At 33.9% G+C, this 11,597-nt stretch carries 8 protein-coding genes; 4 read left to right on the top strand and 4 right to left on the bottom strand.

The features are described 5' to 3' along the window. The first annotated feature begins 23 nt into the window (after positions 1-23). Entirely contained in the window at positions 24-4,022 is a 3,999-nt protein-coding gene (locus BUB89_RS15380; RefSeq protein WP_073246606.1) for a non-ribosomal peptide synthetase, read from the top strand. Next, positions 4,000-4,788, top strand: coding sequence for a 4'-phosphopantetheinyl transferase family protein (locus tag BUB89_RS15385; protein WP_083552841.1), 789 nt, complete (start codon positions 4,000-4,002; stop codon positions 4,786-4,788). Before BUB89_RS15380 ends, BUB89_RS15385 begins: the two co-directional genes overlap by 23 nt. Positions 4,789-5,109: 321 nt before the next feature. On the opposite strand, the gene BUB89_RS15390 is transcribed toward BUB89_RS15385, so the two are convergent. Beyond that, complete coding sequence (locus BUB89_RS15390; RefSeq protein WP_073246610.1) at positions 5,110-5,736, bottom strand: alpha-ketoglutarate-dependent dioxygenase AlkB family protein; 627 nt, start codon at positions 5,734-5,736, stop codon at positions 5,110-5,112. Between the two features lie 93 nt (positions 5,737-5,829). Here BUB89_RS15390 and BUB89_RS15395 point away from each other — a divergent pair, with 93 nt between their 5' ends. Together BUB89_RS15395 and ku are read left to right on the top strand one after the other, a co-directional pair. Continuing rightward, positions 5,830-6,594 carry an XRE family transcriptional regulator gene (locus BUB89_RS15395; protein WP_073246612.1) on the top strand — a complete coding sequence of 255 codons (765 nt, stop codon included), beginning with the start codon at positions 5,830-5,832 and terminating at the stop codon, positions 6,592-6,594. 79 nt (positions 6,595-6,673) lie between these two features. Then, on the top strand, positions 6,674-7,444 hold the full coding sequence (gene ku / locus BUB89_RS15400) for a non-homologous end joining protein Ku (RefSeq protein ID WP_073246614.1): 771 nt from the start codon (positions 6,674-6,676) through the stop codon (positions 7,442-7,444). Here ku and ligD read toward each other — a convergent pair. The 3 genes from ligD to BUB89_RS15415 form a co-directional block, all read right to left on the bottom strand. After that, complete coding sequence (ligD, locus tag BUB89_RS15405; RefSeq protein WP_073246616.1) at positions 7,441-9,984, bottom strand: DNA ligase D; 2,544 nt, start codon at positions 9,982-9,984, stop codon at positions 7,441-7,443. The genes ku and ligD overlap by 4 nt on opposite strands. Positions 9,985-10,001: 17 nt before the next feature. Then, entirely contained in the window at positions 10,002-10,445 is a 444-nt protein-coding gene (locus tag BUB89_RS15410) for a hypothetical protein (protein WP_073246620.1), read from the bottom strand. A gap of 141 nt (positions 10,446-10,586) precedes the next feature. After that, entirely contained in the window at positions 10,587-11,465 is an 879-nt protein-coding gene (locus BUB89_RS15415) for an AraC family transcriptional regulator (RefSeq protein WP_073246622.1), read from the bottom strand. Between the last annotated feature and the right edge of the window lie 132 nt (positions 11,466-11,597).

The raw sequence follows: 11,597 nt of genomic DNA on the forward strand, positions 1-11,597 counted from the left end.
ATTATTAACCAATACAGTAGCTTATGAAAAAACAATTACCCGAAGCGAATACATTAGAATTCGATTTGCTTTCCCATGAAATTGAAAGCGTAATACAAACAACAAACACCCAATTAGAAATCTGGACCGATTGCTTAATTGGAGGTGATGATGCAAATAAAGCGAACAACCTGTCTTATTCCATTAAATTTGACGGTAAATTGGTTGTAGAAGCCTTAGAATATGCCTTAGATACTTTAGTGCAGCGACATGAATCGCTAAGAGCTACCTTTAGTTCTGATGGAGTATATATGAATATTTCCAGGAATTTAAAAATAGACTTAGCTCATGTTGATATTTCTTATTTCGATGCAAAAGATAAAGAAAAAGCGAGAGCAAATATAATTTCGGATGAAGTCAATACGCTATTTGATCTTGTAAATGGACCGCTGTTTAAATCTAAATTGATTAAAACGGATGATCTTGAAAACATTCTGGTTTTAACTTATCATCATATCATTGGTGATGGTTTAAGTATCAAAATCATGCTGGAAGAACTCAGTATCCTTTACTCGGCTTTTATAGAAAAAACAATTCCAAAACTGACCACTCCGGAACGTTTTAGTGCCTATGCCGGAATAGTAAATACATTAGTGCAGGATAAGGATTATAAGCAAATAGAGGATTTTTGGTTAAATAGCTATAAAGATTCAGTTCCTCATGTCGAATTACCTTTGGATTATGCCCGACCGGCTTTAAGAACTTACAAGAGTAAACGTTTTGATTATTTTATTGATATCAAACTTATCAATTCGCTTAAACAGCTTGGGAACAGTGCCGGTTGCAGTTTAGCAACAACCTTCCTGATCGCTTTTGAAGTTTTTTTGTGTAAACTGACCGGTCAAAATGATTTAGTAGTTGGTTTCCCTGTTTCAGGAAACAGGAGGTATGACATGAAACATTTAATAGGAGATTGTGCCAATTTACTTCCTATACGTAGTAAAGTAGACACCAATATCAGCTTTTTACAATATTTAAAGCAAAGGTATCCACAATTATTAAAAGCGTATATAAACCATCAGCTTAGTTTTGGTCATCTGCTTCAAAAACTGGCAATAGCCCGGGATTCTTCGAGAATTCCTATGATTCCCGTGACATTAACGGTTGATTTAAGCAGGGATATAGAAAGCGGTTTTTCGTTTATGGGACTCAATTATGAGTTTGAAATTAATCCTGCTAATTACTCTTCATTTGAAATTAATCTGCATGCCTGTATATCTAAAAACCGACCTACACTTCAATGTTCCTATAATACTTCCTTATTTAAAGAAGAAACAATAAAGCAAATTATGATTTCATTTGAAGAAATATTAAAAAAATTAATATCAAATCAGGAAAGTCCCATCAATGATCTTTTAAAAGAAGATTATTTAGCTAATTATAAAGCCCTGAATGATACCGAAGCACCTTATCCTTACGTTTCATTATCTGAATTGTTAAGTAAACAAGCCGAAATTTCACCCAATAACATCGCTATTGAATATAATAAAACTGCAATATCTTATCAGGATTTGCATGTAAAGGTAAATCAGTTTGCCCATTTTTTAGTGGCAAAAGGGGTACAATCCGGTGATTATATAGCCGTTTCCTATCCGCGAAGTCCTGAATTAGTATATGCTATTTTGGCAATTATACAATGCGGAGCTGCCTATTTACCCTTAGATCATGAATATCCTAGTAAACGTGTGGAATACATGATGGAAGATTCTGAAGCTAAATTTTTATTTACCAGCAAAGCTTTGTCATTATCATTGCCTAAATGTTCCAATACTATTTTGATTGATGAGGCTATGGAATCATTAGATCGATATCCGTCAACAAAACTGGAAACGAGTGTAGACCCTGAAAATATTTTATATCTTCTGTATACTTCGGGATCTACAGGGAAGCCAAAAGGAGCAAAAATATCCAATAGAAATGTAGTGAACTTGTTCTTTTCTTTAGAAAAAGAGCCAGGTATAAAAGAAACGGACCGACTTCCTTTTATTTCTACTATTTCTTTTGATATTGCAAGTTTTGAATTGTTTTTCCCTTTATTTAAAGGAGCTACTTTAGTGATACCCGAACATGAAACCGCCAGTGACGGCAGATTGTTTCATGAAATGCTGGATAAAGAGAGAATTTCGCTGGTTGTTGCTACACCTACTACCTACCAAATGCTTTTAGATGCAGGATGGACAAAAAAATTACCTATAAAAATATTTTGCTGTGGAGAACCTTTGCCTCATAAACTGGCTCAGGAACTTATAAAAAGAAGTGACGAATTGTGGACTTTATATGGTCCTACCGAAGTAACTATTTTTTCATCCTGCAAGCATATAAAAAACGCAGAAACCATAATATCTGTTGGTGCTCCTATAGCTAATATGCAATATTATATTGTGGATGAGCAGGGTAAACTTTTACCGCCTAACGCTATTGGCGAAATTGCCATTGGAGGAGATGGGGTAGGAAAGGGGTATTTAGGAAAACCGGAATTGACTGCGGCAAAATATATTCCGAATGTTTTTTCGAATAAAAAAGATGCTGTCATGTACCTTTCCGGAGATTTAGGAAAATTGCTGCCCAGCAATGAAGTGATGTGTCTGGGACGTATTGATCACCAGGTAAAAGTACGGGGACATCGTATTGAAATAGGCGAAATAGAGCATGTTTTAATGGCTATTAAAGGGATTAAATCAGCCATTGTGTTAGCTAAAGCTGATATTCTGGTTGCTTTTATTGTTGCTGACTACAAAATTCAAAAAGAAGCAGATGAAATCCGATTATGGAGAAATGAATTATCTTCACAATTACCGGCTTTTATGGTACCCCATGTGTTTCATATTTTGGATGAAATGCCCAGAACGCTTAATGACAAAGTAGACCGTACCGCCTTATTAGCCTATAAATCGGATGCTGAAAGTACTGAGAGTTATACAGCTCCTCGTACCAGCGAAGAAGAAATGGTAGCGGCAATCTGGCAGGAAAGTTTAAAAAAAGAGCGTATCGATATTTTTAGTAACTTTTTTGAAATGGGAGGTCATTCTATTATGGCTGTAAATGTAATGGTCGAAATAGAAAAAAAGACCGGTATACGCATTCCTCTTTCTGCTTTATTCCAACATTCAACGGTTGAAAAATTTGCCAAATTAATAAACTTAGAAAATAAGATTACATCAGATCATCTGGTGCCTCTTAAACCAGGCGGAACCAAAACACCTCTTTTCATCGTGCATGGATCCGGACTTAATATTTTGAATTTTGCACATGTTATCAACCATTTTGATGAGGATCAGCCTGTTTATGGTTTTCAGGGAGTAGGGAATAACGGATACAACAATTGGTTTGAGTCTATTGAGGATATGGCTGCCAGATATATAGAATCCATTATGAAGGTAAACCCAAAAGGACCTTATGCCATTGCCGGATTTTCGTTTGGAGGTATTGTGGCTTTTGAAATAGCGCGTCAGCTTAAAAAACAAGGCAAAACCGTAAGTCTTATTGCTGCATTAGACACTTATGTTGATTCTTCCTATTACTATCCTTCGCTTACGCAAAAAAAGTTGATGAGGTATTATGACCGTACTTACAGACGTTTGGATTATCTAAAACAAATGCTGACCAGTTGGGATTCTTTAAAATTGCGTGTGAATACTAAAAAGATTTATTTGCAAAAAAAATACCTGGGACTTAAAGATGATATGAGCGAACAAGAGCGATTAGCACTGGAACATTTTATTGAAGCGGATAAAATGGTTGACAAAATTGTAAATCGGTATCATCTGATTCCGCAGCCTTTTGAAGTAGAATTGTTCAGAGCCAAAGATGATGAAAATTACAAACTGGACCCTAATCATTTAGGATGGAAAAAGGCTGCATTAAGCGGTGTTAAAATTCATAATATAACAGGTAACCATCTGGGTATCACAGCACCTCCAAATGATAAAGTATTAGCCAGAATGCTGCAAACTATTTTAGATGAAAAACACGCCAACAGCTAAACTGTTTATTTCATCTTTTAATATAAGAAAGCATGTCTTAATGCATGATAATGAGTTTTCTTTGAATGAAAATGATATTCGTATCTATTCCATTTATTTACCTGATTTTGCAGATTTAAAATCGGATCTGGCGGAATATCTTAATGTAAATGAACTTTCTGTACCTCATAACCGGTATATGAAAATAGACCATAAATTCATTATTTACAGGTCGATATTGAAAATTATTCTTGCTGCCTATTCTAAATTAGATGCAAAAAAAATGGAGTTTGATTACCATTTGTATAAAAAACCATACTTAGCCTCAAAACCATGGTTGCATTTTAATATTTCCCATGCTGAAGATTATGTAGTGATTGCAATTTCCCGAAGCAATCTGGGAATTGATATTGAATATATGGAACAGGATTTTCCTTTTACCAATCTGATTCCGGAAGTTTTTGAGGAGCCTGAAATTACAGCAATTCAAAATTCAAACGATAAAAAAAGACTGTTTTACAGTTATTGGACCAGAAAGGAAGCCTTTGTAAAAGGATTGGGAACCGGTATTAATGACAACTTTAAACACATTCCGTGTGCCGATGGTGAGCATAGTATTAATACAGGACTATCTAATAATGAGAACTGGCACGTATGTAATTTTAATCTTTCTGATCATTATATGGGGGCAATAGCTTGTGAGTTTTCGTCAGCATTTTCTAAAGAGGTCGTTATTTATAAGGTACCAAATGACATGAATGCTTTGAGAAAAATGATTAATGATTAACTTATTGGTCTCAGCTATAATTTAAAAATGACCTGAAATTTTTACCGCAGATTCACAGATTTATAATAAAAAAAATCTGCGAATCTGCGGTTTATTTTTAATTTACATTGCGCTATACTTTTAAAACTTTATAGAAATCTTCAACGATAAAATCTCCCTCGTGGAGATTTTTTTTGTCTCATTACATAGATTAAAAACGACCTAAAAAATTTTACCGCAGATTCACAGATTTATAATAAAAAAATCTGTGAATCTGCGGTCTATTTTTATCTGTGGCGAATGGAGCTCATTTGCATTTTAATGAAGTTTAAAAACAGCCGATTACTTCTTGCGTTTGACTCTTCTGAAAGTTAAATTAATTCTTGGTAATACCTCTTTGGACGTTTTAGGAACATGATGTTGCCAGAAACTGTTAGTAGTTCCGCCCATAAGTAAAAAAGTACCATGATGTAGCGGAATTTCAAGCGGTGCAATATCTTTTCGAAATTTATGACGCAGTTTAAACATTCTTGTTTCTCCAAAAGTTACCGATGCAATCACTGGATTGGGACCCGAATTACCTTCTTTATCACTATGCCAGGCCACACTGTCGTTGCCATTTCGATATAAATTAAGCAACACACTATTAAAGTCAAGCGCTGTTTGTTTTTCTACCCTGTTTCTGATTTTTAAAAGTTCAGGTGTCCAGTCAGGAACATTCTCAGTAGCAGCTGCATTTTCTTTGTCCTCATACCACGCAATCATTCTGGGAGCTTTGACCGTTTTATCAAAAATTTCCATTTCATATTCCCTCCATGCTGTCTGGTGAAGTAAAAGATCATAATAGCGGTCTGATTCTTCTTTAGAAAAGAAATTATCAATCAAAATGAGTTCTGTATCCGGCAAATCATAAATAATTTTACCCCGCTGTCCTGAGAAAAACAGTTCAGTATCGTTAAAAAGTTTCATTAGAAAATAAATTTTATTTTGGCATCACCAAAAATAATACAGATTATAACAAAAATCATTATATTTGATGTTACAAATCATAACAATGTTATTATGTCTTTATTTTCAGATAATATCAGAGCGCTTCGAACAAAAGATAAAATTTCTCAGGAAAGACTCGCCCAGAGTTTACAAATCACCCGAGGCAGATATGTTAAATATGAAGATGGAACTTCCGAAGCTCCGTATGATATTTTAAAGAAAATAGCCCATTATTTTCATATCAGTATTGATTTGTTACTCTCTGTAGATGTACGTAAAATTGACATTCAGGATTTATTAAAACTGGAAAATAACCGATTGATTTTGCCCATTCAGGTAGATCAGGCCGGAGAGAATTTCATAGAAGTAGTTACACAAAAAGTAAAAGCAGGTTATTTAAACGGCTATGCTGACCCCGAATACATTGAAAATTTACAGCAAATTTCGCTTCCTTTTTTAGGACCTGGAAAACATCGCGGATTTCCTATCGAAGGGGATTCTATGCCGCCACATGAAGATGGAAGTATCATTATTGGTCGTTATGTAGAAAATTTAGGAGAAGTACAGGACGGAAAAACCTATATTCTGATTACAAAAAGCGAAGGAATGGTGTATAAGCGTCTGAATAAAAATAAAAAAAATGCTTTGGTTTTAGAATCAGATAATAGTTTTTATCCTAATTATGAAGTAAAAGTATCTGATATTCTGGAAATTTGGGAATACGAATGCAACATTGGAAGAAGTGATAAAAAATATGAAACTAATGATATAGAAAGTTTCAAATCTATGTTTTTAGAATTAAAAAAAGACATTCATGCTATTAAAAGCAGCACATAATATTGTAAGCTTCTATTATAATTTTATAAGCTAAATAAGCTTGTTTTTTTTGATCTTGCTGTATCTAAAATGGAGCAGTATGAGAGCAATCTGGACAGGTTCAATAAGTTTTGGTTTGATTAATATTCCTATCAAGATCTTTTCAGCAGTACAGGAAAGTAGTCTGGATATGGATATGTTAGACAAAAAAGATCATGCTAATATTAAATTCAAACGCGTGAATGAGAATACCGGCAAGGAAGTGACGTATTCTAATATTGTAAAAGGATACAAACTGGAAGATAAATATATCATTCTGGAAGATAAGGATTTTGAAGCTGCCGATGCCGTAAAAACTAAAACGATTGACATTCAGAGTTTTGCTTTCGAAAAAGAAATAGAAAGTATTTATTATGAACAGCCTTATTATCTGGAACCTGATAAAGGAGCAATGAAAGCTTATGGTTTGTTGCGTGACGCATTAGAGAAGTCAGGAAAAGTAGGAGTAACCAGTTTTGTTTTGCGCAATAAAGAAAGTTTAGCGATATTAAAACCTTATAAAAATGTTATTCTGTTAAACAGAATCCGTTTTGCTCAGGAAATCAGAGAAACATCTGAATTAAAAGTACCGGCTGTTGCCAAACGAAAAACCAAAGAAATGGACATGGCCACAAAACTAATTGATCAGCTTACCGAAAAGTTTGATATTAGTAGTTTTAAAGATGAATACACCGCCAAACTTCTAAAAATAATCAAGAACAAAGCCAAAGGCAAAAAACAGACTGCACCAAAATTAAAAGTAGTGCACAAACAAAGTGATGATTTAATGAGTATGCTTAAAGCCAGTCTGGAAAGTAAAAAATCATCTTAATCTTTTTTTCTGTTTTCCAATAATGCCAAAATCTTTTTGATATTTATTCCTTTTCCAAGAACCGGACGCCACAAATCCCCTTTTTTCTCAAAACGTTGCAATACGTTTTTTATGGTAAATTGAGAAGGATGGAGTTTAGCGTTAACCTCATGCCACTCTAGTGGAGTAGATACACACGCTCCTTTAACAGGACGTACAGCATAAGGTGCTGCCAGAGTTTGCCCACGGCGGTTTTGCAAATAATCCACATAAATTTTGTGATTTCTTTTTTTGATAGTTCTTTCCAGAGAAGTAATAGCAGGCAGTCGTTGCTGAATTTCTATTGCTAAGAGTTCGGCTAACATTTTAACCTGATCATAATTGTATTTAGCTCCTAACGGCATATAAACATGCAATCCTGTAGCCCCGGAAGTTTTACAATAACAATCGGATTCCAGTTCATCCATGACCTCTTTAACGGTAAGAGCTGTTTTTATAACATCTTCAAATTTATCTTTTGCCGGATCAATATCAATTACCAGCCAATCAGGATTTTCCGGTTTTTTTATAGTTGAATTCCACGGATTAATGTCAATACAGCCCAGATTAGCCATATACAACAAGGTTTCTTTATTATTACAAATAAGGTAATCCAGGTGTTTGTCATTCGATTCTGAATATACTTTTTCTGTTTTTAACCACGACGGAATCTTATCTACATCCACATCTTTCTGATAAAATCCGGAAGCATTGATGCCGTTTGGAAAACGATTCATTGACTGCGGACGATTTTTGAGATAAGGCAAAATTAAATCGGCTACTTCATTGTAATACTGTACAATATCTCCTTTAGTAATCCCATCATCCGGAAAATATATCTTATTTTGATTGGTTAAATGCAAAGTTATTTTTCCAATTTTTAAATCATAATCCTTTTTCGTTTCCGGTGTTTCATTAGATTTATCCATAATTACGGTATTAGGTGCTGTTGTTTTATTTTTTGAAGATAAAAGAACTTCCGAAGCCTTTTTATCCGTTCGTAATCCCAGATAAACGGGATGTCTCAAATGCAAATCATCGGTCCATTCGGTAAATTTCACCTGACATACCAGTTTTGGTTCTACCCATTGAATGCTGTCCCGCAACGCTAATTTTTCAGTCACTGCAGCTTCACTGGTAAAATAAGGCTGTAGTGTTTCATACAATTCTTTTAAGGTTGCATCACTAAAACCGCTACCACATTTCCCTATAAACTGTAATTTTTTACCATTGTATTGCCCTAAAAGCAAAGCGCCAAAATGCTGCCTGGATTTTTTTGGTTCTGTTAGCCCAATGATAATCGCTTCTTCCTGTTGTACAATTTTTATTTTCAGCCAATCGTTGCTTCTTTTACCAATTAGGTAATTACTATCTGCTTTTTTAGCTATAATGCCCTCACTTTGATTTTTAATCGCTTTTTCAAATTCTTTAATTCCATCACCTACGGTGTGTTCGGAGTAAAAAACATTAGATAATTTGTGCTTATCAAGCAGCATTTTAAGCAGTTCTTTACGCTCCAGTAAAGTTAGTTTTACGGTACTGTTACCATCCAGATTCAAAATATCAAATACATAATATTTCAAATTTCCTTTGCCTGTTTTTAGATAATTTTGAAGCAGCTGAAAACTGGCTTTTCCTTTACTGTTTTCTACCACCACTTCGCCGTCTAAAACAGCGGTATGATTTATTTTTTCTAATTCAGGAATAAGAGGTTCGAAATTAGCAGTAAAAGAAAGCTGATTTCTGCTCCATAATTTTACTTCACCCGGATTAAGAACGGCAATAGTCCTGTAGCCATCATATTTATTTTCGAATACCCAATCTTCGTCGTCAAAAGGTTTTTCGGTAATGCTGGCTAACATTGGTTTTATAAAAACAGCAGCTTCTGATTTGGCAACAGCTTTTTTGATTGTTTTCTTTTTTTTGGGAGCAGCAGTTGAGGTTTTCTTTTCTGCTTTCTTTTCTAAATCTTCTAATGTTTTTTTGGAAATAACCGATTTGTTTTTGAGCAAAATATCCGATTCAGAAGCATATTTATCATTTTTTTTGATTAACAGCCAGGCATTTTCCTGTTTCCCTTTTAGTTTCACTAAGGAAAATTCCCCTTTTAATTTTTTACCTTTTAAAATAAAACTTAAACGTCCCTTTTTTAAATTTTCTGTTAGTGTTTTTTGGGGTGATGCCGTATCCTCAGCAGGAGTATAAGTACCATTATCCCATACAATGACATTTCCTGCTCCGTAATTTCCCGCCGGAATAGTACCTTCAAAATCTTTATAACTGTACGGATGATCCTCGACCATCATCGCCAAACGCTTTATTTCCGGATTCATAGAAGGCCCTTTGGGTACTGCCCAACTTAGTAAAACACCATTTAATTCTAATCTGAAATCATAATGTAAATGAGAAGCCGCATGTTTTTGTACCACAAACAGCAAGTCTTTTTCTGACTTTTCTATTTTACCTTTTGGTTCTTTTGTTTGTTCAAAATCACGTTTTTGATTGTATTTACTTAATGACATACTTTATATTTTTAAAATTAGAAAAGTGTATAAACAGTAAATGCAGACAGTCCGAAAATAACATGCACGAAAAAGAGTTGGAGGTAATATCCTTTAAAATCAATTTTAGGTTTATAATCACTGATTTTAAAAATAATGACCCAACTTGCAATACCTATTATTCCGCTTATTGCTCCTAAAATTAAGGCAGCGGTCCAGGTTTTATTCATGATTTCGTTTTCCCAGATTAAATAATAGCCTAAGACAAATAAAAAACCAATTGCATAATGAATAATCCAGCCTAATATATTTTTAGTTTTTGCAGATAATGAAATTACTAAGGTAGTAAGGCAATAGCTCAGTAAAACGGGTTCTTTGTATAGTTCTCTGAAACTTTCTGAAATGATATAACTAAAAAGTGTCATTACAGAGGTTGCAACCAACGAAGAAATCAGGATTTGAATAAAAGCTTCTAAAATCATAATCTATTGCTTAACAGTGTAATTAAACAAATTTAGGAGAATGAATAGCTGCTTTTTTATAGAATTAAGAGTTTTAATTGTATAATTATAATTTTCAAAACTCACAGCGTTCCCGCTTTACCAATTAAAATTGGAAGGGTATTAGTGATGTACTTTTTTATATTGCATCGGTGAAATACCAATTTGTTTTTTAAACATTCGGGAAAAGTAATAAGGATCGTCGAAACCTACTTCTTTGCATATTTCTTTGATGTTGAGATTGGTGAAATTGAGGTATTCACAGGACTTTTGTATTTTTAACCGAATAAAGAATTGAATGGGAGAATAGCCAGTTTTTTGTTTGAATAGTTCCGAATATCTGGAGATGGAATAGCAAGCCTGATGGGCTAATATTTCGATAGTTAAACTTTCGTTCAAATGCGTTTTCATAAAAGAGACCGAAAGACTTATTTTATCTTCAATAGTATTTTCTAAAGTGTTTACATAACACAAAGAACTTAAAAACGTTGTGAGTCTAAAATGAGTAAGTTCCATTTTTTCATCGCTAAGATCACTTTCTAAAAGTTGGATAATTTCATTGAGTTGGGTAATTCGGTTTTCATCAAAAGCAATTTTGACGGCTTCATCAGCTAATGCCGAAAAACGTTTGTAAAAGGTAGCTGCATAATCTCCTGAAAAATGAATCCAATAAATACTCCAGGCCTCTTTTAAGGAACTTCCGTATTTATGTCCTGTGTTTTCGGGAATAATAAAAGCAGTGTTTGGAGTAAGCCTGAGGGTCTTTCCATTCATTTTAATCCAGCCTTCTCCTTCAAGACAGTAAAGAAAAATATATTCTTTTGTTCCGTTTTTTCGGGAACGGCTGTGGTATTTAGCATTTGGAAAATAACCTATAGCATCCGGAAAAAGATGATGGACAAACGGATGAGTATGTATTTTTTCTTTTTGATCAGAAGATAAAACCACCATATTCTGCCCCAGAAAGCCTTCTTTTATTTTTGGTTTCGTTAGATTATTCATTATAAATGTACTATTTCGATGTAAATTGATTTAAGGTCGTAAGATAGTCCATTTATTTCAATTTATAATCCATTTGTAAATCGATTCGTAACTGTATTTTTGTTTTGCTATTAATTCAATACCAATATAATT

It is taken from the genome of Flavobacterium flevense (genome assembly GCF_900142775.1).
Taxonomy (GTDB): domain Bacteria; phylum Bacteroidota; class Bacteroidia; order Flavobacteriales; family Flavobacteriaceae; genus Flavobacterium; species Flavobacterium flevense.